The sequence below is a fragment of the Extensimonas soli genome, assembly GCF_029211265.1.
GTDB lineage: Bacteria > Pseudomonadota > Gammaproteobacteria > Burkholderiales > Burkholderiaceae_C > Extensimonas > Extensimonas soli.
The window spans coordinates 22,111-46,030 of record NZ_JARGEL010000013.1 but is presented as its reverse complement, the minus strand read 5'-3'; the positions used below and the strand labels follow the sequence as shown (position 1 = coordinate 46,030).

The window sequence follows — 23,920 nt, the reverse complement described above, 5'->3', positions numbered from 1 at the left end:
ATGCCGATGAACGAAAGTGCGCGCCGGATTGCATCGGCCCGCACGGCTTTTTTTATTCACTTTACAACCAGGAGACACCCATGCGTACCCGACAAACCCTCATTGCCCTCGCCTTGGCCGTCGCCTGCGCGACAGGTGCGCAGGCCGAATGCCTGAGCGACGCGCAGGTGGCAGAGCTCACGGCCCACTACCTCGCCAAGACGCCTGCGCCCAACCCCGAAAAGCTGTCCGAAGCCGATGCCGCCTGCACGCGCGCCAAGTTCAATGCGCAACTCGAAAAGCACCTGGGCAAGGTGATCGGCTACAAAGCCGCCCTCACGAACCCCGCGGTGCAGCAGCGCTTTGGCACCCGGCAGCCGGTCTGGGGCAAGCTCTACGAAGGCATGGTGCTGCCCAACGGTGCTACGGTGGAAACCACCTTCGGCGCGCGGCCGCTGTTCGAGGCCGACATGCTGGTGCGCGTGCGCAGCAGCGCCGTGAACCAGGCCAAAACGCCCATGGAAGTGCTGCAAGCCATAGACCAGGTGATTCCGTTCATCGAGCTGCCGGATCTGCTCGTGCAAGCGCCGCCCCGGCTCGACGGCGCGGGCGTGGCGGCGATCAACGCCGGCGCGCGCATGGGCGTGGCCGGCACAGCTCTGCCCGTGCCCGCCTACCGCGCCGAGCGCTACGCGCTGCTCGACGCCCTGCGCGATATGAAAGTGATAGTGGCTGACGCAGATGGAAAGAGCATTGGCGGCGGAAAAGGCAGTGACATTCTGGGCCATCCGCTGAATGCCGTGGTGTGGCTGGCGCAGGCGCTCGCGCAGGAAGGGCTGGCGCTGCAGCCGGGCGACCTGGTCAGCCTCGGCTCGTTCTCGGCGCTGCAGCCGCCCAAGTCAGGGCTGGCCGTGACGGTGCGCTACGAGGGCCTCAGCGGCGCCGGCCCCGTGCGCGTGCAGTTCAAAGCGCCCCAATAGCCCAAATAGCCAAACTACGACCAGCCTCCACGCCGTCCCGTGAGGCCAAGTCCATGCCAGCCAGCGCCCCCAACACCATGCCCCACCCCGACGCGCACGCCGCCTACCACCTGCACCGCGCGCAACTCACGCCGCAGATGCGCGGCGTGCTCGAGCGCATGGCGCGCGCCGGGCGGCCCGCGCTGCACAGCCTCTCGCCGCAGGCGGCCCGCGCCGCTTACGCTGCCGGCGCCGAGGTGCTCGAAGTGCCGCGCGCACCCCTGCCGCGCGTGCAAGACCTGCACATCCCCGCGCGCGACGGCTGCGCGCTGCCCGCGCGGCTTTATGCGCCCGGCACCCGCGCAGAGGCTCCAGCACTACCGCTGCTGCTGTACCTGCACGGCGGCGGCTTCACCATAGGCAGCATCGCCACGCACGACATCCTGTGCCGCGAGCTGGCGCGGCGCACGCCCTGCATGGTGGTGTCGCTGGACTACCGCCTCGCGCCCGAGCACCCCTTTCCCACCGCCACGCACGACGCCTGGGACGCGCTGGCCTGGCTCGCGCAGCATGCGCACACACTCGGCGCCGACCCCGCGCGCCTGGCCGTGGGCGGCGACAGCGCGGGCGGCACGCTCGCGGCCGTGAACGCCATCCTCGCGCGTGACGCGGGTCTGCCGCTTGCGCTGCAATTGCTGATCTACCCCGGCTGCACGGCGCACCAGGACACGCCCTCGCACCGCCGCTACGCGCAGGGGCTGGTGCTCGAGGCGCCGGCGATCGAATGGTTCTTCGCCCACTACGTGCGCAGCCCCGAGCAGCGCACGGACTGGCGCTTTGCGCCCCTGCTCGCGCCCGACGTGGAGGGCGTGGCGCCGGCCTGGATCGGCCTGGCCGAGTGCGACCCGCTCGTCGATGAAGGCATAGACTACGCGGACAAGCTGCGTGCCGCGGGCGTGCCCGTGGAGCTCGAAATCTACCGCGGCGTGACGCACGAATTCATCAAAATGGGCCGCGTGCTGCCCGAGGCGCGCCAGGCCCACGCGGATGCGGCGCGCGCCCTGCACCGCGCCTTCGAGGGGAACTGAGCATGCACTGCAAAGACTTCCGCTGCCTGCTGCGCCTGCGCGTGCGCTGGGCCGAGGTGGACATGCAAAAAATCGTCTTCAACGGCCACTACCTGACCTACATCGACACGGCCATGTCCGAATACTGGCGCGCCGTCGCGCTGCCCTATGAGGCCGCCATGCGGGTGCTGGGCGGCGAAATGGTGGTGAAAAAAGCCACGCTCGAATACCACGCCCCGGCGCGCGTGGACGATGCGCTGCAAGTCGGCATGCGCTGCGCGCACCTGGGCAATTCCTCGTGCCGCTTCATCGCCGCCATCTTCCGCGACGGCAAGCTGCTGATCTCGGGCGAGATCGTGTACGTGTTTTCGGACCTCCAGACGCAGACTTCGCGCCCCATCCCCACTGCGCTGCGCGACATTTTTGCCGACTACGAGGCCGGCGCCGAAATGGTGGAGGTGCGCACCGGCGACTGGAACACGCTGGGGCGCGACGCCACGCAGCTGCGCATGGCCGTGTTCGTGCGCGAGCAGGGCATCCCTGCCGAGGAAGACGCCGACGCCTTCGACCCCACGGCCTTGCACGCGGTCGCCTACAACCGGCTCGGCATGCCCGTGGCCACGGGCCGGCTCACGCAAGAGTCGCCCGGCGTGGCGCGCATAGGCCGCATGGCCGTGGAGCACTCGGTGCGCGGCCAGCAATGGGGACGCAGGATTCTCGAGGCGCTGCTGGCCGCGGCACGCGCCCGCGGCGACCGCCTGGCGCAGCTGCACGCGCAGTGCAGCGCCGAGGGCTTTTACCGCCGCGCGGGTTTCGAGCCCGTAGGCGCGCCGTATGAAGAAGCAGGCATCGCGCACGTGACCATGCAGCGCGCCTTGTGAATCACACTTCTTCGAGTAACGGGTACGGCAAAGGCAGCAAAGTCAGCGGCATGGGCTGCCCTTCAGGCTGTGGCACGTGCAGCGGCTGCTCGGCCGCAGCGGTTTGCAGGCACACGATCGCGTCCACGCCGCCGCCCGGCGCGGCCGCCACCTGCACCACGGTGCCGCAGGGCTGCTCGGGGTCGGATGCAGCAAAAATTTCTGCGGCAACGGCGATGGGCGCGTCAGCGTGCGCGAGGTAGGCGCGACGCTTGAGCGTGCCGCGGTACTGGCTGCGTGCCACCACCTCCTGGCCCGGGTAGCAGCCTTTGTGGAAGTTCACGCCGCCCACAGATTCGTAGTTGAGCATCTGCGGCACGAACAGATCGACCACGGGCGCGCTCAGCGTGGCAACGCCGCTGCGCACCTCGCTCCATAGCCACAGGCCCGCGTCCAAGGCCGGCCCGGCAGGCGCGGGCGCATCCGCGGGCCCGACCCAGAGCGCGCGCGGCTGCCCCAGCGCGGGGTACAAATGCACCACGCTTTCAGAGCCAAAATCGGCCTTAGCCCAGGCGGGACCTACGCTACCAGCTATGGTTTCCACAGCGCTGCCGGCGAGGCCGTAGAGCGCAAACTCCGCCGTCGCATCGCTCAGGCGCACCTTGGCGCGCAGCACGAACATGGACAGTCGCTTGAGCGTGGGCGCGAGCAGGTCGCGGCTGCACAGCAGCAGCACCTCGGTGGCGCTGCGCTGGAGGCCGATGAAGCTCGCCTGCATGCGCCCCTTGGCGGAGAGGAAGGCCGCCAGGCGCGCGTGCTGCGCATCGAGCTGCACGAAATCCTGCGTGAGCTGGGCATGCAGGAAGGCGGCAGCATCTTCGCCCTGCGCGCGCAACACGCCCAGGTGCGCGATCGGCGCCACGCCGTGCAGCAGCTGGGAGGGATCGGGGGGAGTGGAGTCGGTAGGCATGGCTCCATTATCATCCCCGCTCTTTTTCCTTGCGCAAAGACACACACGATGCTGCGACGCCTGCTGACCCGGCTGTTTGCCGGCGCCTTGCTGGTGCTGCTCGCCTTGGGCGCGGCCAGCGTCTGGTGGCTGCAGCAGCCGCTGAACCCCGGCCCCGAGACGCTCGAGCTCGCGATAGAGCCTGGCACCACGCCGCGCGAGATCGCGCGCCTTGCCGTGGCCGCAGGGGCGCGCAGCGATGCGCGGCTGCTCTATGCCTGGTTTCGCCTCTCGGGGCAGGACCGGCGCATCAAGGCCGGCAACTACGAAGTCCCGCCCGGTACCACGCCGCGCAGCCTGCTACAAAAACTGGTGCGCGGAGAGGAGACGCTGCTTGCCTTTACGCTCGTCGAAGGCTGGAACTTCCGGCAGGTGCGCGCAGCGCTCGCGCGGGCCGAGCAGCTCAAACCCGATGCGGCCCGCCTGGCGGACGAGGCGCTGATGGCGCACCTGGGGCGCCCCGGCGTCGCGCCCGAGGGGCGCTTTTTCCCCGACACCTACACCTACGCCAAAGGCAGCAGCGACCTCGCCATCCTGCGCCGCGCGCTGCACGCCATGGACCGGCAACTGGCCGCGGCCTGGGCGCTGCGCGCGCCCGATCTGCCGTTACGTAGCCCTGACGAGGCCCTGATTCTGGCGAGCCTGGTCGAAAAAGAAACCGGCATCGCCGCCGACCGCGCACGCATCGCGGGCGTGTTCGTCAACCGCCTGCGCGCGGGCATGCTGCTGCAGACCGACCCGAGCGTGATCTACGGCCTGGGCACGGCCTTCGACGGCAACCTGCGCCGGCGCGACCTGCTCGCCGACACCCCCTGGAACACCTACACGCGCCCCGGCCTGCCGCCCACGCCCATCGCCATGCCGGGCAAGGCCGCGCTGCTCGCCGCGGTGCAGCCCGAACGCACGCGCGCGCTGTATTTCGTCGCGCGCGGCGACGGCAGCAGCGAGTTCAGCGAGTCGCTCGACGCGCACGCGCGCGCCGTGCGCCGCTTCCAGCGCGGGCAGTGAACGCGGCAAGGCTGCGGGATTTTGGGATGATCGCGCCCTCCACCCTTCTTCCATGACAAGGATTCCCATGGCACGCCCCGGCTTGTTCATCAGCTTCGAAGGCATAGACGGCGCGGGCAAGTCCTCGCACATCGAGGCGCTTGCGCAGGCCTTGCGCGCGCAGGGGCGCGAGGTGGTGTGCACGCGCGAGCCCGGCGGCACGCCGCTCGCGGAAAAACTGCGCGCCCTGCTGCTCGCCGAGCCCATGGACGCGCTGACCGAGGCGCTGCTGGCCTTTGCCGCGCGCCGCGACCACCTCGTGCAGGTCATAGGCCCGGCGCTCGCGCGCGATGCCGTGGTGCTGTGCGACCGCTTCACCGACGCGACCTTCGCCTACCAGGGCGCGGGGCGTGGCCTCGACCTCGAAATGCTCGCGCAATTGGAGCTGATGGTGCAGACGGGCATTGCACAAATGCCTGGTTTGATGCTGGAACCCGACTTGACGCTCTGGTTCGACCTGCCCCCCGAAACCGCGGCGCAGCGCCTCGCCGGTGTGCGCCTGCCGGACCGCTTCGAAGCGCAGCCCGTGGAGTTTTTCCGCCGCGTGGCGCAGGGCTACGCCGCGCGCGCGACCGCCGCAACGCAACGTTTTGTGCGCCTGGACGCCGCGCAGGAGCGCGCGCAGGTGTGGCAGCAAATCTGCGCGGTGCTCGCCGAGCGCGGCTGGCTGCCCGCGCCGGCGGCCGGATCGCCTGCCACCGGCCCAACCCACATGCCCTCGAACGCCGCATGAGTGCCGTCACCACCGCCCCTGCCGTCCCGCCCTGGATCGCCGCGCAGCGCGCGCAGCTGCTGGCCCAGCGCGGCCACGCCTGGCTGCTGCACGGCCCCTCGGGCCTGGGGCAGTTGGCGCTCGCGCTCGAGCTGGTGCGCACCTGGCTCTGCGACGCGCCGGGCGCGCAAGGCGCGTGCGGCACCTGCGCGAGCTGCCATGCCATCGATGTGCACACGCATGCCGACCTGTGCGTGCTCATGCCCGAAACCACGCTGCTCGCGCTGGGCTGGCCTCTGCCCGAAAAGGCGCAGGCCGACATCGACGAAAAAAAGCGCAAGCCCAGCCGCGAAATCCGCGTCGAAGCCATGCGCGACACGGTCGAATTCAGCCAGCGCACGGCCGCACGTTCGCGCGGCAAGGCCGTGCTCGTCTATCCGGCCGAGCAGATGAACACCGTCACGGCCAACGCCCTGCTCAAGACGCTCGAAGAGCCGCCGGGCGACACGCGCTTCGTGCTCGCGAGCGAGGCCGCGCACCAGCTGCTGCCCACCATCCGCAGCCGCTGCCTGGGCCACGCCATGGCCTGGCCGCAAACGGCCGACGCGCTGCAATGGCTACAGGCGCAAGGCGTGCCCGCCGACACCGCGCAGTCCCTGCTGCGCGCCGCGGGCGAGCGCCCCGAAGATGCGCTGGCGCTCGCGCACGCAGGCCTCAAGCCGCAGGACTGGGCCGCGCTGCCGCGCGCGCTCGCACGCGGCGAGGCCGGTGTGCTCGCGGGCCTGCCCCCCGCGCAGGCCGTCGGCAGCCTGCAAAAGCTCTGCCACGACCTGCTGGCCGTGCGCGTGGGCGCCGCGCCGCGCTACTTCGCGCCGGCCGACCTGCCCCAGCCCGCGCAGGCACCGCCGCTCGCCACGCTCACGCGCTGGGCGCGCACCTTGGCGCAGGAGGCGCGCACGGCAGAACACCCCTTCAACGCCGGGCTCATGCTCGAAGCGCTTGTGGCCGGGGCGCAGGCCGTCCTACACTCACGGCGCTGATTTTTTCAACGTCCCCGCACGTCCCACCATGACCACCTCCACCCCGCGCCCCAGCGTCATGCAGCTGGCCATCAAGGAAAAGGCCGCGCTCTACGCCGCCTACATCCCTTATTTCAAGGAGGGCGGCATCTTCGTGCCCACCGAGCGCGAATACCGCCTGGGCGACGACGTGTACGTGCTGCTCACGCTGCCCGAAGGCACGCAGCGCTACCCCATCGCGGGGCGCGTGGCCTGGATCAACCCGCCCAACGCCAGCGGCAGCCGCAAGCCCGGCGTGGGCATACAGTTCCCCGCGGACGAAAAGTCGCGCCAGCTCAAGTTCAAGATCGAGGAAATCCTCGGCGCGGCACTGAATTCCGACCGCCCCACGCAAACGATTTGAGTGCGGCCGGCGCCTGCCACTGCCCTCTTTGCCTATCCTTTCGCCCGCTCTTTCCCCCGCGCCCTTACCGGCCAGCCGTTTTGCATGTTCACCGATTCCCACTGCCACCTCACTTTCCCCGAACTCGCAAGCCAGCTGCCCGCGATCCGCTCCGCCATGGCCGCCGCGCAGGTCACGCGCGCGCTGTGCATATGCACCACCATCGAGGAATTCGCCGAGGTGCACGCACTCGCCCTGGCCTACGACAACTTCTGGTGCACCGTGGGCGTACACCCCGACAACGAGGGCGTGTACGAGCCCTCGCAGCAGGACTTGCAGCAGCGCGCCACGCTGCCGCGCGTGCTCGCGATTGGCGAGACGGGGCTGGACTACTACGGCATGCAAGAGCGCAAGGGCGGGCGCAGCATCGCCGACCTGGAATGGCAGCGCGCGCGCTTTCGCACCCACATCCGCGCCGCGCGCGCCTGCGGCAAGCCGCTCGTGGTGCACACGCGCAGCGCCGCGGACGACACCCTGGCCATCCTGCGCGAGGAAGGCGAAGGCAACCCAAGCCAGAGCACCGGCCCGGGCGCGGGCGGCGTGTTCCACTGCTTCACCGAGTCGCTGCAGGTGGCGCGCGCCGTGCTCGATATGGGCTACTACCTGTCTTTTTCGGGCATCGTGACCTTCAAGAACGCGCAGGACCTGCGCGACGTGGTGGCCTACGTGCCGCTCGAGAGCATGCTGATCGAAACCGACAGCCCCTATCTCGCGCCCGCGCCGCACCGCGGCAAGACCAACACCCCGGCCTACGTGCCGCTGGTGGCGCAAACCATCGCGCAGGTCAAGGGCCTGGCGATCGAAGCCGTGGCCGAGGCCACGGGCCGCAATTTCGACACGCTGTTTCGCCCCGGCGCGGCTTGAGACGCACCGCCATGAACGCCCGCTTACAAACCATTTTGCGCCGTTTGTCGGCTCTGGTCGTTCCGTTGGCGCTATTTTTTTCGATGCAAACAGGGGCGCAGGCTGGCTCGTACGATGACTTCTTCACGGCCATCATTCGCGACAACGCCACCACCATCAGCGACTTGCTGCGCCGCGGCTTCGACCCCAACACGCCCAACGCGCACGGCGACAAGGGCCTGCTGCTGGCGCTGCAGCTCGAATCCGACCGGGTCTTTTTCGCGCTGCTGCAGTCGCCCCAGGTGGACGTGAATGCGCACAACGCGCGCGGTGAAACGCCGCTCATGCTCGCGGCCATCAAGGGCAACTTGCCGGCCGTGCAGGCCCTGCTCGCACGCGGCGCCGACGTGAACCAGCCCGGCTGGGCGCCGCTGCATTACGCGGTCTCGGGCGGCACACCGCAACACGCGCAGATCGTCGCGCTGCTGCTCGAACACTCCGCCTACATCGATGCCGCCTCGCCCAACGGCAGCACGCCGCTGATGCTGGCCGCACGCTACGGCAGCGACGCGATCGTGCAACTGCTGCTGCAAGAGGGCGCAGACCCCACGCTGAAAAACCAGCAGAGTCTCACGGCGCGCGACTTCGCACTCGGCGCCGAGCGCGAACACACCGCGGCCCTGATAGCCGCCGCCCTGCGTCCACGCCCGCCCGGCCAGACCGCGGCAGAGCGCCGGGGCTGGTGACGATCAAAGAATCCTGCCGTAAGGCCCGTCGTCACCCAGCTGCACCAGGTTGTCGGCCGTGGCGAGGTGCTTGGGGTGGCGCTGCGCCTTTCCCTGGGCCACGCAGTCGGCATAAAAGCGCACGTGGCCGTGGGCGTCGATCTCTTCGACCAGGCCGTGGATGTCGGTCTCGAAGCCAGGGCACAACTTGGCAAATTCGCGCGCAAACTTGAGGTAATCGACGATCTTGCGGTTGAACACCTCGCCCGGGATCAACAGCGGAATGCCCGGCGGATACGGCGTGAGCAGGCCCACGGTGATGCGCCCTTCGAGGTGGTCGATCTCCACGCGCTCGGTCTTGCGCTGCGCGATATGCGCGTAGGCATCGGCCGGGTTCATGGCCGGCTGCAGGTCCGACAGGTACATCTCGGTCGTGAGGCGTGCGATGTCGTATTTGGCGTACATCTCGTGCACGTGCTGGCACAAGTCGCGCAGGCCCATGCGCTCGTAGCGCCGGTGCTGCTGGCAGAACTCGGGCAGGATGCGCCACATGGGCTGGTTTTTCTCGTAGTCGTCCTTGAACTGCTGCAGCGCCGTGAGCAAGGTGTTCCAGCGGCCCTTGGTGATGCCGATGGTGAACATGATGAAAAAGCTGTAGAGCCCGGTTTTTTCGACCACCACGCCATGCTCGGCCAGGTATTTGGTGACGATGGACGCGGGGATGCCCGTGGGGTCGAACTTGCCGTCCAGGTTCAGGCCCGGCGTGACGATGGTGGACTTGATCGGATCGAGCATGTTGAAGCCGTCGGCCAGTTCGCCGAAGCCATGCCATTCGTCATCACCCTCGCCAGCGCTGCGGCCATCGCGGCGAAAGATCCAGTCCTCGGCGCGGCCTATGCCTTCTTCGACGAGCATTTCCGGCCCCCAGACCTTGAACCACCAGTCGTTCTCCCCGAACTCGGCCTCGACCTTGCGCATCGCGCGGCGAAAGTCCAGCGCCTCGAGGATGCTCTCCTCGACCAGCGCCGTGCCGCCGGGCGGCTCCATCATCGCCGCGGCCACGTCGCAGCTCGCGATGATGCTGTATTGCGGGCTGGTGCTGGTGTGCATCAGGTAGGCTTCGTTGAACAGGTGCCGATCGAGCTGGATGGTTTGCGAGTCCTGCACGAGCACATGGCTCGCCTGGCTGATGCCGGCCAGCAGCTTGTGGATCGACTGCGTCGAATACACCACCGAATGCCTGGGGCGCGCGCGCTTTTTACCCATGGCGTGGTAGCTGCCGTAAAACGGGTGAAAGGCCGCGTGCGGCAGCCAGGCCTCGTCGAAGTGCAGGTTGTCCACGTAGCCGTCCACCATGGACTTGATGGTTTCGGTGTTGTAGAGCACGCCGTCGTAGGTGGACTGCGTGAGCGTGAGCACGCGCGGGCGCACTTTTTTCACGTCCACCCCTTGCAGCAGCGGGTTCGCGCGCATCTTGGCCTCTATGGTCGCGGGCTCGAATTCGCTTTGCGGGATCGGCCCGATGATGCCGAAGTGGTTGCGCGTGGGCTTGAGGAACACGGGGATCGCGCCCGTCATGATGATGCTGTGCAGCACCGACTTGTGGCAGTTGCGATCGACCACCACCACGTCGCCCGGCGCCACCGTGTGGTGCCAGACGATCTTGTTCGAGGTGCTGGTGCCGTTGGTCACGAAAAAGCAGTGGTCGGCGTTGAAGATGCGCGCCGCGTTGCGCTCGCTCTCGCCGATGGCGCCGTTGTGATCGAGCAGCTGGCCCAGCTCCTCCACCGCGTTGCACACGTCGGCGCGCAGCATGTTTTCGCCGTAGAACTGGTGGTACATCTGGCCGATAGGGCTTTTGAGGAAGGCCACGCCGCCCGAATGCCCGGGGCAGTGCCACGAATACGAACCGTCCTCGGCGTAGTCGAGCAGCGCCTTGAAAAACGGCGGCTGAATGCCCTCGAGATAACTCCTGGCCTCGCGCACGATGTGCTTGGCGACGAACTCGGGCGTGTCCTCGAACATGTGTATGAAGCCGTGCAGCTCGCGCAGGATGTCGTTGGGCAGGTGGCGGCTGGTCTTGGTCTCGCCGTGCAGATAGATGGGCACGTCGGCGTTCTTGCGCCGCACTTGCTCGATGAAACTGCGCAGGTTCAGCACCGCAGGGTCCAAATCCGGCCCGGGCGTGAACTCCTCATCGTCGATCGACAGGATGAAGGCGCTGGCGCGGCTTTGCTGCTGCGCAAACTGCGACAGGTCGCCATAGCTGGTCACGCCCAGCACCTCGAAGCCTTCGGCCTCTATGGCCTGCGCCAGCGCGCGAATGCCCAGCCCCGAGGTGTTTTCGGAACGGTAGTCTTCGTCGATGATGACGATGGGAAAACGAAACTTCATGCACAGCCTCCGTACCTTGCACCGCCGCGACGCCCGCAGCTGAAGAAAGGCGCGAAGTGTACGGAATCTGCATGACTGCGTCGTGCGCCCTTCGTGAACCCTCGTTACGTCATTGCGCGCCACGGGCAACCCATCCCGCACAATAGCGGCACCTTCATTGCTGAACACCCCATCCCATGGAAACCCCCACCCTCTGGTGGCTGATGGCCGGCGTGGCCGTGCTGGCCGAGTTGCTCACCGGCACTTTTTACCTGCTGATGCTGGCGCTGGGCCTGGCTGCGGGCGCGCTTGCGGCGCACGCGGGCCTGGGCACGCTGGCGCAAACCCTCTGCGCCGCCGCGGTGGGCATGGGCGCAGTGCTGGCCTGCTACCTCGCGCGCAAAAAGCCCGCGGGCGCGCCCTCGGCACGCGCCGACCGCAGCGTGAACCTCGACGTGGGCGAGATCGTCACCATCAGCCAATGGAACCCCGACGGCACCGCCACCGTGCGCTACCGCGGCACGCTCTGGACGGCCCTGCACCGCCCAGGCAGCACCCCGCGCCCCGGAGCGCACCGCGTGGCCGAGCTCGTGGGCAGCCGGCTGCTGGTAGAGCCCCTCGATGCAGCCCATCCTGCCGACCCTGCTGATCCCGCCTGACGGCCTTGCAAGCCCCCTCCTTCGATCTGTTCCTTCACCACCCCGCCACGAGGCCCGCCATGCAAATCGCCATCGTCGTCTTCATCATCGCCGTCATCTTCATCGCGCGCTCGGTACAGGTCGTGCCGCAGCAGCACGCCTGGGTCAAGGAACGCCTGGGCAAGTACGCTGGCACGCTCGCGCCGGGGCTCAACTTCATCGTGCCCTTCATCGACCAAATCGCCTACAAGCACAGCTTGAAGGAAATCCCGCTCGACGTGCCCGAACAGGTCTGCATCACCAAGGACAACACGCAGCTCAAGGTCGACGGCATCCTCTACTTCCAGGTCACCGACCCCATGCGCGCGAGCTACGGCGCCTCGAACTACGTGGTCGCGATCACGCAGCTCGCGCAGACCACGCTGCGCAGCGTGATCGGCAGGCTCGAGCTCGACAAAACCTTCGAAGAGCGCGAGATGATCAACGCCCAGGTGGTCAACGCCATCGACGAGGCCGCGCTCAACTGGGGCGTGAAGGTGCTGCGCTACGAGATCAAAGACCTCACGCCGCCCGCCGAAATCCTGCGCTCCATGCAGGCGCAGATTACCGCCGAGCGCGAAAAGCGCGCGCTGATCGCGGCCTCCGAAGGCAAGCGGCAAGAGCAGATCAACCTCGCCACGGGCGAGCGCGAGGCCTTCATCGCGCGCTCCGAAGGCGAAAAACAGGCCGCGATCAATCGGGCCCAGGGCGAGGCGGCGTCCATCCTCGCCGTGGCCGAAGCCACCGCCGAGGCCCTGACGCGCGTGGCCGCGGCCATCCGCCAGCCCGGCGGCGAGCAGGCGGTGCAGCTCAAGGTCGCCGAAAAAGCCGTGGATGCCTACAGCAAGGTCGCCGCCGACGCGAACACCACGCTGATCGTGCCCAGCAACATGAGCGAAGTCGCCACCCTGCTGGGCTCGGCCATGAAAATGCTGCAGACGCCGGCCGCGGGGCGCTGAGCGCGCTCTGCTTTTGGTCATTCCCCCATCGCTCCTTTTTGATCTTTTGTGCTGCAAACGACTTCCCTTTCCCCGCCAACGCCTTACAGCCCCTGGCGCCTGAGCGTCGCGCCCATGCTCGATTGGACCGACCGCCATTGCCGCTACCTGCACCGCCTGCTGAGCCGCCACGCGCGGCTCTACACCGAAATGGTGACCACGGGCGCGCTATTGCACGGGGACGTGGCGCGGCATCTGCTTTTTTCTACCGAGGAGCACCCCATCGCGCTGCAGCTGGGCGGCAGCGAACCCGCCGATCTCGCTCAGTGCGCGCGCCTGGCGCAGCGCTGGGGCTACGACGAAGTCAACCTCAATTGCGGCTGCCCGAGCGAGCGCGTACAGCGCGGCGCGTTCGGCGCCTGCCTGATGCACGAGCCGCGGCTCGTGGCCGACTGCGTCAAGGCCATGGCCGACGCGGCGTCGGTGCCCATCACCGTCAAGCACCGCATAGGCATAGGCCGCGACGAGCGCTACGCCTTCGTGCGCGACTTCGTCGGCACCGTGGCCGAGGCCGGCTGCCGGGTGTTCATCGTGCATGCACGCAACGCCTGGCTCGAGGGCCTCTCGCCCAAGGAAAACCGCGAGATTCCGCCGCTGCGCTACGACGTCGCGCGCGCTCTCAAGGCGGACTTTCCCGCGCTCACGATCGTCGTGAACGGCGGCCTCGACACCGACGCGGCCGTGCAGGCGCAGCTCGATGCGGGACTGGACGGCGCCATGGTGGGCCGCGCCGCCTACCACAACCCCTGGTGGCTCGCGAGCTGGGACGCGCGCTACTTCGGCGCCGCGCCCTCCACGCTGACGCACGAGGCTGTCGAAGAAGCCATGGTGCGCTACATGGAGCGCGAAGCCGCCGCGCACGGCACACCGTGGTACTCCATCGCCCGCCACATGCTGGGTCTGCGCCACGGTCTGCCCGGCGCACGCCGCTGGCGCCAGGTCTGGAGCGACCACCGCCTCAAGCACCTGCCCGCAGCCGAAGTGATGGCGCTCGCGCGTGCCGGGCGCGCCGAAACCATCGCTCTGTGAGCCGCTACAAAACGGGCATGGGCGGACACCTCTGCGCGCTGCACATTCCGACGTCCATTGCGCATAATCGCACCCCATGAACTCCACCCTTACCCTCTTCCCGCTCGGCTGGCAGCACTACCTGCTCGGCGGACTTTGCATTGGCGCCGGCGTGGCGCTGCTGTTCGTGTGCACAGGCCTGATCGGCGGCATGAGCACGGTGTTTTCCTCAAGCTGGTCGTACGTGCTGCGGCGGCCGTTCTTCCAACAAGAGCGCTTCACCAGCTCGCGCGCGTGGCGGCTCGTGTATGCGCTGGGCCTGATCCTGGGCGCGTGCGTGTGGTGGCTGGGCTTTGCGCACGGTACGGCGCAAAGCACCAGCGTGCCTGTCTGGCAACTGCTCGTGGGCGGCTTTTTCGTGGGCTATGGTGCGCGGCTGGGCAACGGCTGCACCTCTGGCCACGGCATCTGCGGGCTGGGCTCGCTGCAGTGGCCTTCGCTACTGGCCGTGCTGACCTTCATGGCCACGGCTTTTGTCACCGCCAACCTGGTCGCGAGGTGGCTGGCATGAGCGACACTTCCCAGACCCCTGCACGCCTGCTCGCCACGCTGCTTGCGGGCGCGCTGTTCGGCTTTGGCCTCGCGCTGTCCACCATGATCCGGCCCGAGGTGGTGCTGAGTTTTCTGCGCCTGCAAGACTTTGGCCTGGCGCTCGTGATGGGCGGTGGCGTGCTCGTGACGCTGCTGGCTTACAAACTCGCGCCGCGCCTGCTCACGCGCCCGCTGCTGGGCGGGCAGTTTCACACGCACCCGAGCGCCTGGAACCGCGACACCGCCGTGGGCGCGGCGCTGTTTGGCATAGGCTGGGGGCTTTGCGGCGTGTGCCCTGGGCCGGCGATCGCGGGCCTGGGCGCGGGCAACTGGAGCCTGCTGTGGGCGCTCGCGGGCATCGCTTTCGGCGCGCTGGTGCAAGGGCTGCGGGCGCGGCAATAGCTATATATTTAATAGCTTATAGCGATTGATTATCCTGCCTTAGAGGCCATTTTCATGCTTGAAACTGGGCGCACCAAAATCGCCGTCATGGGCGCGGGCGCGGTGGGCTGCTACTACGGCGGCATGCTCGCGCGCGCCAGGCACGAAGTGGTGCTGATCGGCCGCCCCGCGCATGTGCAGGCCATCCAAGCGCAGGGTCTGCTGCTGCAGACGCAGTCGTTCACCGAGCGCGTCGCGGTGGCGGCGAGCACCGAGCCGAGCGCCGTGCAAGGCGCGCGATGGGTGCTTTTTTGCGTCAAATCGACCGACACCGAAAGCGCCGCGCGCGCGATGGCTGCGCACCTTGGCCCCGGCGCCATCGTGCTGAGCCTGCAAAACGGCGTGGACAACGCCGAGCGCCTGCAGGCGCTGCTGCCGCAGCACCTCGTGCTGCCCGCCGTGGTCTATGTCGCCGCCGAAATGGCCGGGCCCGGTCATGTGCTGCACCGCGGCCGCGGCGAATTGGTGCTCGCGCCCTCGCCTGCCAGCGCAAAGATCGCCGCCACCATGCAAGCCGCGGGCATCCCCACGCAGGTGTCCGACGACGTGGCGCGCGCGCTCTGGAGCAAGCTGGTGCTCAACTGCGCCTACAACCCCTTGTCGGCGCTCACGCAGCTCAGTTACGGCGAGATCATGCAAAGCCCCAACTTGCCCGTCGCGCAGGTCATGGACGACATCGTGCGCGAATGCCTGGCCGTGGCGCGCGCAAGCGGCGTCGAGCTGCCCGAGAGTCTCTACGACAGCGTGCGCCAGCTCGCCGCGAGCATGCCCACGCAGACCTCTTCGACGGCGCAAGACCTCGCTCGCGGGCGGCGCAGTGAGATCGACCACCTCAACGGCTTCATCGTGCGCCGCGGCGCCGCGCTGGGCGTGGACACGCCCGTGAACCGGCTGCTGCACACGCTCGTGCGCCTGCTCGAAAAGCGTGTGGTGAAAAACGGGTAGAGGCGCGCAGCGAAAAGAGGCGCAAAAACAAGAAAATTGGGTTCTGGCTCCCATTTCTCAGGACGGGTGATGGGGCCCAGGGAGGATGCCGGGAGTTGCGCCCGGCGGCGCACCTACTTTTCTTGTCTCGCCAAGAAAAGTAGGCAAAAGAAGGCGCCCCTACTGTCTGCGTCCCTGCCCGCCTCACGGCGGTCAGGGCAACCTGCGGTGCTCGCTCCCGGCGGGGTCGCGCGAAACTCGCTGCGCTGCGCTTCGCTCAAACAATCGCGCGCCCTTTATCCGCCGGGCGCTGCGCTCCTCGGCGCATACAGAAGGGCAGGGATACCACACGGGCCTTCACTGCGCTCGGCCCATTTTTCGACGGTCCCGGCACAAACGAGCTCCAAACATCCGCGTCGGACTCTAGGAGCCTGTCGGGCTTTGGAGTCGTCGGCTGCGAATGCGCCGCAGCGGCCCATTTTTTACCGTCTTCTTGTCCCATAGTCCCGCTATGGGGCGGCGAATCCGGCAAAAACTGGTCTCGCTGGGGCACCTTCTCGCTTTCGACGCCCAAAGTCCGACAGGCTCCTAGTGTAGTGTTTGATGCTTGATGCGACAAATAAAACCGATGGATTTTTGGTCTGGGCAAGGCGCAAACCGCAGCGATACTGGGTGGTATCGCGAGAATTTGCAACGCGGCCCGGGCCGAAAAGACGCGGTTTTATGTCGCAGATAGCGTCGAACACTACACTAGCGGTGAAGGTTCACCGCCGCCCCGCAGATTCGAACGCCGCGTTGCGCAAAAAGCCCGCCGGCATTTGCAAGGCCGGCGTGTAGCCGTACTGCTGGTGCGCGGCGAGCAGTTCGTCGAGCCGCGGGTCGCGCAGCATGGGTTGCTGTGCACCGTTGGGATCGGCCACCGCCACCAGCGGCGCCGCGGGCTGGCTGGCTGCCAGTTGCACGGCACTGCCCCCTTCCTCGTGCACCGCGCCGAACACGCCCCAGCCGACCACGGCCACCGTGGCCACGGATGCCAGGCCCACCACCCACTTCCAGCGGAACTGCGCTGCATTTGCGGCTTCAGTGCGCGCCGGTGCTGCGGCGGCCCGCATTTCTGCCATCTCCTCCGCCGCGGTTTGCAATCGCAGCTCTTGCTGCGCAAGTTGCGCGCACACCCTTTCGGCAAGTGCATTGCGGCCATACGCCGCAAGCTCGGGCGCGCGCAGCACGTCGCCCACGAGTTGATAAACCTGCCAGGTCTGCTGCGCCTCGGTGTGCGCGGCCAAGTCCAGGGCCTGCGCCAGTTCCTCGCCCGCCAGTACGCCGTCGGCCAGGGCCGAGAGCAGTTCCGCTTGTCTCACTGCATTGTTCGATTCATCCGCCATAGCTGCACCTTTTTGTTCCTCTGCGCTGCACCACCGGCCACCGCTCACCAACGCTTGCCCGACTGGTTTTCGAGCAGCGGGCGTACGCGCGCCGACACCGCCTCACGCGCGCGGAAAATCCGCGAACGCACCGTGCCTATGGGCGTGCCCATGGCCGCGGCGATCTCCTCGTAGCTCAGGCCCTCGATCTCGCGCAGCAGCAAGGCCTCGCGCAGGTCTTCGGGCAGCGCGGCCACGGCGGCCTGCACGGCCACGGCCACCTCACGCGCCGCGAGTTCGGCTTCCGGGGTCTCGGTGCTCGTTGGTTCTTGCTCGGGGCGGAAAGTTTCATCCTCCTCGGCAGCCGGAGACATGGCGTTCTCATACACCACGGGGTCGCGCTTCAATTCGAGCAACGCCTTCTTCGCGGTGTTCACCGCGATACGGTACAGCCAGGTGTAGAACTGCGCGTCACCGCGGAACTGGTGCAGGGCGCGGTAGGCGCGCAGGAACGTCTCCTGCGCAATGTCTTGCACCAGGTCGGTGTCGCGCACCATGCGCGCGATCAGGCGCTCGATGCGCCGCTGGTATTTGTGTACGAGCAGCGCAAACGCGTGCTGGTCGCCCGCGCGCGCGCGCTCGACGAGCGGCAGGTCGCTGTCGAGCGCTGCAGGATGGGGGGAGGACTGAGGTGCGCTCATGCGGATCGTGCCGCATCTGGGGATGCGGCCTGGGCATTTTCTGCGCTGGCTGCGTCGGCTGCCACATCCGGGACGCGCGCATGCACGGCGCGGCGCAAGTCCGCCCAGCGTGCCGCGTCGGTAACGCGCGTGAGCCACAGCCATCTGCTGTGCCCCTGCGCGCTGCGCCAGCGCAGCGCCAGATGGTTTTGCAAGTCCAGCAGCACTTCAGGAACGCCCTCGGCAGACAGGCCGCCCGGCCCGCGGCCCTCGCTGCGATTTTCGAAGTGCCAGCGCTGGCCATCCCAGTGCAGCACGCCTTGCGGCAGGCGGCGCCAAAAGTGCCATGCGCAGCCGTTGCATGCCAGACACAGCGCAGCGGCCATCGCGATGCGCCGGGGTGAGGTTCCTGCCCCTTGCGCCACCCACAAGGCAAGCACCACCGCACCCGCCGCGGCGAGCGCCAGCAAAGCAGCCCCAAGCAGCCGCGTGCGCCCAGCGGGGTAATGCACAGGAGGGGGTGTTTGCAGGGATGCCAAGCGCATCAGCCCATGCTGGAAAGGCGGCCTGGCATCCGACGATACACCAGCGCGCAATTCAGACGCGCTGGAAAATCAAGGTGCCGTTCGTGCCGCCGAAGCCGAAATTGTTTTTCATCGCGACTTCGATTTTTGCGTCGCGCGCGACGTTGGCGCAGTAGTCGAGGTCGCACTCGGGGTCTTGCGCCAACAGGTTGATCGTGGGCGGGATTTTTTGCTCGTGCAGCGCGAGCACCGTGAACACGCTCTCCACGCCGCCGGCACCGCCAAGCAAATGCCCCGTCATCGACTTGGTCGAACTGACCACGACGTTCTGCGCATGCGCGCCCAGGGCGGCCTTGATCGCCTTGGTTTCGTTGACGTCGCCCAGCGGTGTCGAAGTGCCGTGTGCGTTGAGGTAATCGATCGCCTCGGGCGCCACGCCCGCATTGCGCAGCGCGTTGAGCATGGCGCGGCGCGGGCCGTCCATGCTCGGCGCCGTGATGTGGCCGGCGTCGGCGCTCATGCCGAAGCCCGTCAGCTCGGCATAGATTTTTGCGCCGCGTGCCTTGGCATGCTCGTAGGATTCGAGCACCATGACGCCCGCGCCCTCGCCGAGCACGAAGCCGTCGCGGTCTTTGTCCCAGGGGCGCGAGGCGGTTTGCGGATCGTCGTTGCGCGTGGAGAGTGCGCGCATCGCGGCAAAGCCGCCCACCCCGAGCGGCGACACCGTGGCCTCGGTACCGCCCGCGATCACCACGTCGGCATCGCCGTATTCGATCATGCGCCCGGCCTCGCCAATGCAGTGCAGGCCCGTGGTACAGGCCGTGACCACCGAAAGATTCGGCCCCTTGAAGCCAAAGCGCATGGACACATGCCCCGCCACCATGTTGATGATGGACGCGGGCACGAAAAACGGCGTGATGCGCCGCGGCCCGCGCGCCACCAGCTCGGCGTGGGTGTTTTCTATCATCGGCAGGCCGCCGATCCCTGAGCCCATCACGCAGCCTATGCGCGCCGCGGTTTCTTCATCGAGGGCCTCGCCCGTGGGCAGGCCGGCGTCGCGCACGGCCTGCTCGGCAGCGGCGATGCCGTAGTGGATGAAGGTGTCCATGCTGCGCGCATCCTTGGCGCTCATGTAGGACTCGACGTCGAAGCCTTTGACTTCCCCGGCAATCCTGCACGAGAAATTCGACGCATCGAACTTGGTGATGGGGCCGATGCCGGAGCGGCCGGCAAGAATGTTGGCCCAGGCCTCAGCAACCGTGTTGCCCACGGGGCTGATGCAACCCAGACCGGTCACGACGACGCGACGACGGCTCATGCGAAAAAACCTTCTGCGGAGCGCTCAAAGGCGGGGATGGAGTGCCCGAAAGTCGCCGCATGGCGATGGGGCTTGCGCAAACGGGGGCAGGCCGATGTTGCCACGGAGGAACGCCTTGCGGGCGCCCGATTTGCGTCCATCATGAAAGGAATGTCAGCCCTTTTGGTGGGCGACGGCGTAATCGATGGCGTTTTGCACCGTGGTGATCTTCTCGGCGTCTTCGTCCGGGATTTCGATGCCGAACTCGTCTTCGAGGGCCATCACCAGTTCCACGGTGTCCAGGGAATCGGCACCGAGATCGGCCACGAAGGCTTTTTCATTGGTGACCTGGGACTCTTCGACGCCGAGTTGTTCGGCAATGATCTTTTTGACACGTGCTTCAATATCGCTCATGGTTTCCCTCTGGGGGTTGTGAATGAATCCGCGATTCTAGCTGCACGAAACACACTGTTTGCGCGCGGCCTGCCGTACGGACGATGCGGCGGAAAGTTGGCTTGCCCTGGCGCCTGGCCAGACTTGCATATGCCAAGCTTACATATACATGCCGCCGTTGACGTGCAGCTCCTGCCCCGTCACGTAGCCCGCACCCGCAGACGCGAGGTAGGCCACGGCGTGCGCGATGTCGGCGGGTTTGCCCAGGTGCCCGACGGCGATCTGCGTCTGCAGCGCCTTGCGCTGCTCTTCGGGCAGGTGCGCGGTCATGTCGGTCTCGATGAAGCCCGGCGCGACGCAGTTCACCGTGATGCCGCGGCTGCCGAGCTCGCGTGCGAGCGAGCGCGTCATGCCTGCGACGCCGGCCTTGGCGGCGGCGTAATTGGCCTGGCCCGGGTTGCCAGAGGCTCCAACCACGCTGGTGATGTTGATGATGCGCCCGAAGCGCTGCTTCATCATGGGGCGGATCGCGGCCCGGGCGAGACGAAACACGGCCTTGAGGTTGGTGTCCATGACGGCGTCCCAGTCCTCGTCCTTCATGCGCATGGCCAGGGTGTCGCGCGTGATGCCGGCGTTGTTCACGAGCACGTGCAGCCCGCCGTGCTGCTTGACGATGCCATCGACGAGCGCCTCGACGCCGGCGGCATCGTTGACGTTGCACGCCACGCCACGACAGTCCGCATAGGCCGACAGCGCCTGGCCGATGCGCGCCGCGCCCTCGTCGGTCGTGGCCGTGCCTATCACCTGATAGCCGCGCGCGGCAAGTTCGAGCGCAATCGCCGCACCTATGCCGCGCGAGGCGCCCGTGACCAGCGCCACCTGCGCGGCGGGGGATGTTTCAAGGGTCGTCATGCCAGCAACTCCCGCACTTCGGCCAAGGTGGCCGGATCGTACAAAGCCGCGCCGACCAATTCAGGGTCTATGCGCTTGGTCAGGCCCGCGAGCACCTTGCCCGGGCCGCATTCGATGACGTGCGTCACGCCGCGCACCTTGAGCGTCTGCACGCACTCGACCCAGCGCACGGGGCGGAAAGCCTGGCGGTAAAGCGCGTCACGGATCGCGTCAGGGTCTTGCTGCACGGCCACATCGACGTTGTTCACAACAGGAATCTGCGGCGCGGCCAGCGGCACCTGCGCCAGCGCAGCACGCAGCTTTTCGGCGGCGGGCTTCATGAGACTGGAATGGAACGGCGCCGATACGGGCAGCGGCAGCGCGCGCTTGGCGCCTGCGGCCTTGAGCAGTTCGCAGGCCTTGTCCACCGCGGCCTTGGTGCCGGCGATCACGGTTTGAATCGGGTCGTTGAAGTTCACCGCTTCGACCACTTCGGTGCTGCCCGCGTCGAACGTGGCCGCGGCCTGCGCGCTGCCTGCCACCACCTTGTCGGCGGGCAGGCCGAGGATCGCAGCCATCGCGCCCGCGCCCACGGGCACGGCCTCCTGCATCGCGGCGGCGCGCAGGCGCACGAGCGGCGCGGCCTGCGCGAGCGTGAGCACGCCCGCCGCGACCAGCGCCGAGTATTCACCGAGCGAATGTCCGGCCACGGCCGCCGGCAGTGCGCCGCCTTCGGCACGCCAGACACGCCAGGCCGCGACGCCCGCGACGAGCATCACGGGCTGCGTGTTGGTCGTGAGCGCGAGCGCTTCCTTGGGGCCTTCTTTGATCAGGCGGCCCATGTCTTCGCCCAGCGCGGCGCTCGCCTCCTGCAGGGTTTGCACCACGGCAGGATGATCACCCCAGCCGTCGAGCATGCCCACGGCTTGCGAGCCCTGGCCGGGGAATACGAAGGCAAAAGATTTCATGGCAAAAGTTTGAGTGAAAAACGGCTTTTATGCAGACGAATCAGGCGCAAGCAGCTACAACTTCAGGAGAACCGCGCCCCAGGTGAAGCCGCCGCCCACCCCTTCGAGCAGCAGCGTCTGGCCTTTTTGCACCTGCCCCGTGCGCACGCTGTGGTCGAGCGCGAGCGGAATCGAGGCGGCAGAGGTGTTGCCATGCTGGTCCACCGTGACCACCACCTTGTCCATAGGCAGCTTGAGCTTCCTGGCCGTGGCCTGCATGATGCGGATGTTGGCCTGGTGCGGGATCATCCAGTCGATGTCGGCCTCGTGCAGGCCGGCCTTGCCGAGCGTGGCGTGCGCGGCTTTTTCGAGCAGGCCCACGGCGAGCTTGAACACCGCCTGCCCGTCCATCTTGAGCAGCGGGTCGCCGATCACCTGCCCGCCCGACACATGCCCCGGCACGCAGAGGATGTCCACGTATTTGCCGTCGGCGTGCAAATCGCTCGCGAGGATGCCCGGCGTTTCCGAGGCTTCGAGCACCACCGCGCCCGCGCCATCACCAAACAGCACGCAGGTGCCGCGGTCGTTGAAGTCGAGGATGCGGCTGAACACCTCGGCACCAACCACCAGAGCGCGCCGCGTGCTGCCGGCGCGGATCATGGCGTCGGCCACGGTGAGCGCGTAGATGAAGCCCGTGCACACGGCCTGTACGTCGAAGGCCGGGCAACCGTTGGCGCCGAGCTTGTTTTGCAAAATGCAGGCCGTCGACGGGAAGACCATGTCGGGCGTCGAAGTCGCGACGATGATCAGGTCTATGTCCTGCGGCTGCAGGCCGGCGGCCTGCAAGGCGCGGCGCGCGGCCTCCACGCCCAGTTCGCTGCTCGTGACATCGGGCGCAGCGAAATGGCGCGCGCGGATGCCGGTGCGCTCGACGATCCATGCGTCGGAGCTTTCGATGCCACGCTGCGCCAGGTCGGCCACGAGATCGGCGTTGGTGAGACGACGCGGCGGCAAATAGCTGCCGGTGCCAGTGATGCGGGAATACAGGGTCATGATCGGGTCATCGCCGCCGCGCCGGATGCCAGAGGCTCCACGGGCAGCAACAAGGGCGCTGCATGGGCGATCTGCGCCTGGACGCGGTCGAGCAGTTTGTTTCGGGCCGCATCATACGCGCGGTTGAGCGCCTGCTCGAAAGCCAGCGCGTCGGCCGAGCCGTGGCTCTTGAACACCAGCCCGCGCAGCCCGAGCAGCGCGGCGCCGTTGTAACGCCGATAATCCATGCGTTTCATGAGCGCCCTCAGAACAGGATAGGCGACGATCGCGGCAATTTTGGTGAAGATGTTGCGTGCAAACTCTTGTTTGAGGCCATTGACGATCATTGCCGCCACGCCTTCGCTGGCCTTGAGCGCGACATTGCCCACGAAACCGTCACACACGACGATATCGACCGTGCCCTTGAAAATGTCATTGCCCTCGACGTTGCCCTGAAAGCGCAGATCACCCGAATTGGCCGCAGATCGCAGAAGTTCACCGGCTTTTTTGATCGTATCGCCACCTTTGATGGCTTCTTCGCCGATGTTGAGCAAGCCCACCGTGGGCTCGCCGCCCTGCAACACCGACACCAGGGCCGAACCCATCACGGCGAACTGCAACAAATGCTCGGCCGTGCAATCGACGTTCGCACCCAAGTCCAGCACCGTGGTTGCAGCGCCTTTGGCATTGGGCAATTGCGTCGCGATGGCGGGCCGGTCTATGCCTTCGAGCGTCTTGAGCAGGTAGCGCGCGATCGCCATCAGCGCGCCCGTATTGCCCGCCGAAACAGCCGCCGCGGCCGCGCCGTCCTTGACCTGCTGGATGGCCACGCGCATGGACGAATCCTTTTTTTTGCGCAGCGCGACTTCGATGGGGTCGTCCATGGTGACGACCTCGGTCGCGGGAACCACCTCGGCACGCTCGTGCGCGAACGCGCGCAAGCTGTCGGGCAGACCCACCAGCAACAGGCGCGCGTCCGCATGGCGCTCGAGAAACTTCCGGCACGCCGCAAGCGTGACGGGCGGACCATGGTCGCCGCCCATGCAGTCAACAGCCAGTGTGATCATGAAGGCCCACTCCAACCCTCGCACAGGCCAGAAAAGGAAAGGTTCACAAAA

Annotated in this window: 27 protein-coding genes; 15 read left to right on the top strand and 12 right to left on the bottom strand. The window is 67.4% G+C overall.

Annotated features, from left to right (window positions below; all coding sequences use genetic code 11):
- Nucleotides 1-80: 80 nt before the first annotated feature.
- From PYV55_RS04295 to PYV55_RS04285, 3 genes are all read left to right on the top strand, one after another.
- Nucleotides 81-959, top strand: coding sequence for a 2-keto-4-pentenoate hydratase (locus PYV55_RS04295; protein ID WP_275849469.1), 879 nt, complete (start codon nt 81-83; stop codon nt 957-959).
- Nucleotides 960-1,036: 77 nt separating this feature from the next.
- Nucleotides 1,037-2,026: an alpha/beta hydrolase gene (locus tag PYV55_RS04290; protein WP_407066774.1), complete on the top strand. Its 990-nt coding sequence runs from the start codon at nt 1,037-1,039 to the stop codon at nt 2,024-2,026.
- Nucleotides 2,027-2,028: 2 nt separating this feature from the next.
- Nucleotides 2,029-2,886: a YbgC/FadM family acyl-CoA thioesterase gene (locus PYV55_RS04285; protein ID WP_275849468.1), complete on the top strand. Its 858-nt coding sequence runs from the start codon at nt 2,029-2,031 to the stop codon at nt 2,884-2,886.
- Between the two features lies 1 nt (nt 2,887).
- Here the strand turns inward: PYV55_RS04285 and ygfZ are convergent, their stop codons facing one another.
- Entirely contained in the window at nt 2,888-3,835 is a 948-nt protein-coding gene (gene ygfZ, locus PYV55_RS04280) for a CAF17-like 4Fe-4S cluster assembly/insertion protein YgfZ (RefSeq protein WP_275849467.1), read from the bottom strand.
- Between the two features lie 48 nt (nt 3,836-3,883).
- On the opposite strand from ygfZ, the gene mltG reads away from it, so the two are divergent.
- From mltG to PYV55_RS04250, 6 genes are all read left to right on the top strand, one after another.
- A complete protein-coding gene (mltG, locus tag PYV55_RS04275) occupies nt 3,884-4,882 on the top strand; it encodes an endolytic transglycosylase MltG (protein ID WP_275849466.1) in 999 nt (332 codons plus the stop codon).
- A gap of 67 nt (nt 4,883-4,949) precedes the next feature.
- Nucleotides 4,950-5,654: a dTMP kinase gene (gene tmk, locus PYV55_RS04270; RefSeq protein ID WP_275849465.1), complete on the top strand. Its 705-nt coding sequence runs from the start codon at nt 4,950-4,952 to the stop codon at nt 5,652-5,654.
- Nucleotides 5,651-6,673, top strand: a complete 1,023-nt coding sequence (locus tag PYV55_RS04265) for a DNA polymerase III subunit delta' (protein WP_275849464.1) — start codon at nt 5,651-5,653, stop codon at nt 6,671-6,673. The genes tmk and PYV55_RS04265 overlap by 4 nt, the downstream gene beginning before the upstream one ends.
- Nucleotides 6,674-6,701: 28 nt before the next feature.
- The gene (locus tag PYV55_RS04260; protein WP_275849463.1) at nt 6,702-7,055 is read left to right on the top strand and encodes a PilZ domain-containing protein; all 354 of its coding nucleotides are present in this window, start codon (nt 6,702-6,704) and stop codon (nt 7,053-7,055) included.
- 84 nt (nt 7,056-7,139) lie between these two features.
- On the top strand, nt 7,140-7,958 hold the full coding sequence (locus PYV55_RS04255; protein ID WP_275849462.1) for a TatD family hydrolase: 819 nt from the start codon (nt 7,140-7,142) through the stop codon (nt 7,956-7,958).
- 11 nt (nt 7,959-7,969) lie between these two features.
- Nucleotides 7,970-8,683, top strand: a complete 714-nt coding sequence (locus PYV55_RS04250) for an ankyrin repeat domain-containing protein (RefSeq protein ID WP_275849461.1) — start codon at nt 7,970-7,972, stop codon at nt 8,681-8,683.
- Between the two features lie 3 nt (nt 8,684-8,686).
- Here the strand turns inward: PYV55_RS04250 and PYV55_RS04245 are convergent, their stop codons facing one another.
- On the bottom strand, nt 8,687-11,056 hold the full coding sequence (locus PYV55_RS04245; RefSeq protein ID WP_275849460.1) for an arginine/lysine/ornithine decarboxylase: 2,370 nt from the start codon (nt 11,054-11,056) through the stop codon (nt 8,687-8,689).
- Nucleotides 11,057-11,232: 176 nt separating this feature from the next.
- On the opposite strand from PYV55_RS04245, the gene PYV55_RS04240 reads away from it, so the two are divergent.
- The 6 genes from PYV55_RS04240 to PYV55_RS04215 all read left to right on the top strand — a co-directional run bounded on the left by PYV55_RS04240 (nt 11,233) and on the right by PYV55_RS04215 (nt 15,695).
- Nucleotides 11,233-11,694 (top strand): NfeD family protein, encoded by a 462-nt coding sequence (locus PYV55_RS04240; RefSeq protein WP_275849459.1) that lies wholly within the window; start codon nt 11,233-11,235, stop codon nt 11,692-11,694.
- Nucleotides 11,695-11,753: 59 nt separating this feature from the next.
- Nucleotides 11,754-12,671, top strand: a complete 918-nt coding sequence (locus tag PYV55_RS04235) for an SPFH domain-containing protein (RefSeq protein ID WP_275849458.1) — start codon at nt 11,754-11,756, stop codon at nt 12,669-12,671.
- A gap of 51 nt (nt 12,672-12,722) precedes the next feature.
- Nucleotides 12,723-13,739 carry a tRNA dihydrouridine(20/20a) synthase DusA gene (gene dusA / locus PYV55_RS04230; protein WP_275849868.1) on the top strand — a complete coding sequence of 339 codons (1,017 nt, stop codon included), beginning with the start codon at nt 12,723-12,725 and terminating at the stop codon, nt 13,737-13,739.
- A gap of 76 nt (nt 13,740-13,815) precedes the next feature.
- Nucleotides 13,816-14,289, top strand: coding sequence for a YeeE/YedE family protein (locus PYV55_RS04225; protein WP_275849457.1), 474 nt, complete (start codon nt 13,816-13,818; stop codon nt 14,287-14,289).
- Entirely contained in the window at nt 14,286-14,711 is a 426-nt protein-coding gene (locus PYV55_RS04220; protein ID WP_275849456.1) for a DUF6691 family protein, read from the top strand. Before PYV55_RS04225 ends, PYV55_RS04220 begins: the two co-directional genes overlap by 4 nt.
- A 54-nt stretch (nt 14,712-14,765) precedes the next feature.
- On the top strand, nt 14,766-15,695 hold the full coding sequence (locus tag PYV55_RS04215) for a 2-dehydropantoate 2-reductase (RefSeq protein ID WP_275849455.1): 930 nt from the start codon (nt 14,766-14,768) through the stop codon (nt 15,693-15,695).
- A 256-nt stretch (nt 15,696-15,951) separates the two neighbouring features.
- Here the strand turns inward: PYV55_RS04215 and PYV55_RS04210 are convergent, their stop codons facing one another.
- The 10 genes from PYV55_RS04210 to plsX form a co-directional block, all read right to left on the bottom strand.
- Nucleotides 15,952-16,248, bottom strand: a complete 297-nt coding sequence (locus tag PYV55_RS04210; protein ID WP_275849454.1) for a hypothetical protein — start codon at nt 16,246-16,248, stop codon at nt 15,952-15,954.
- Nucleotides 16,249-16,438: 190 nt separating this feature from the next.
- Nucleotides 16,439-17,035, bottom strand: a complete 597-nt coding sequence (locus tag PYV55_RS04205) for a sigma-E factor negative regulatory protein (protein WP_275849453.1) — start codon at nt 17,033-17,035, stop codon at nt 16,439-16,441.
- A 68-nt stretch (nt 17,036-17,103) separates the two neighbouring features.
- On the bottom strand, nt 17,104-17,739 hold the full coding sequence (gene rpoE / locus PYV55_RS04200) for an RNA polymerase sigma factor RpoE (protein ID WP_275849452.1): 636 nt from the start codon (nt 17,737-17,739) through the stop codon (nt 17,104-17,106).
- Entirely contained in the window at nt 17,736-18,263 is a 528-nt protein-coding gene (locus PYV55_RS04195; protein ID WP_275849451.1) for a hypothetical protein, read from the bottom strand. Before PYV55_RS04195 ends, rpoE begins: the two co-directional genes overlap by 4 nt.
- 52 nt (nt 18,264-18,315) lie before the next feature.
- Entirely contained in the window at nt 18,316-19,560 is a 1,245-nt protein-coding gene (gene fabF / locus PYV55_RS04190) for a beta-ketoacyl-ACP synthase II (protein ID WP_275849450.1), read from the bottom strand.
- A 153-nt stretch (nt 19,561-19,713) separates the two neighbouring features.
- The gene (acpP, locus tag PYV55_RS04185; protein ID WP_144728968.1) at nt 19,714-19,953 is read right to left on the bottom strand and encodes an acyl carrier protein; all 240 of its coding nucleotides are present in this window, start codon (nt 19,951-19,953) and stop codon (nt 19,714-19,716) included.
- Nucleotides 19,954-20,091: 138 nt separating this feature from the next.
- Nucleotides 20,092-20,844, bottom strand: a complete 753-nt coding sequence (gene fabG / locus PYV55_RS04180) for a 3-oxoacyl-ACP reductase FabG (protein WP_275849449.1) — start codon at nt 20,842-20,844, stop codon at nt 20,092-20,094.
- Nucleotides 20,841-21,791 (bottom strand): ACP S-malonyltransferase, encoded by a 951-nt coding sequence (fabD, locus tag PYV55_RS04175; RefSeq protein WP_275849448.1) that lies wholly within the window; start codon nt 21,789-21,791, stop codon nt 20,841-20,843. Before fabD ends, fabG begins: the two co-directional genes overlap by 4 nt.
- Before the next feature lie 54 nt (nt 21,792-21,845).
- On the bottom strand, nt 21,846-22,823 hold the full coding sequence (locus tag PYV55_RS04170; protein ID WP_275849447.1) for a beta-ketoacyl-ACP synthase III: 978 nt from the start codon (nt 22,821-22,823) through the stop codon (nt 21,846-21,848).
- Nucleotides 22,820-23,869: a phosphate acyltransferase PlsX gene (gene plsX, locus PYV55_RS04165; RefSeq protein WP_275849446.1), complete on the bottom strand. Its 1,050-nt coding sequence runs from the start codon at nt 23,867-23,869 to the stop codon at nt 22,820-22,822. The genes PYV55_RS04170 and plsX overlap by 4 nt, the downstream gene beginning before the upstream one ends.
- Nucleotides 23,870-23,920: the final 51 nt, after the last annotated feature.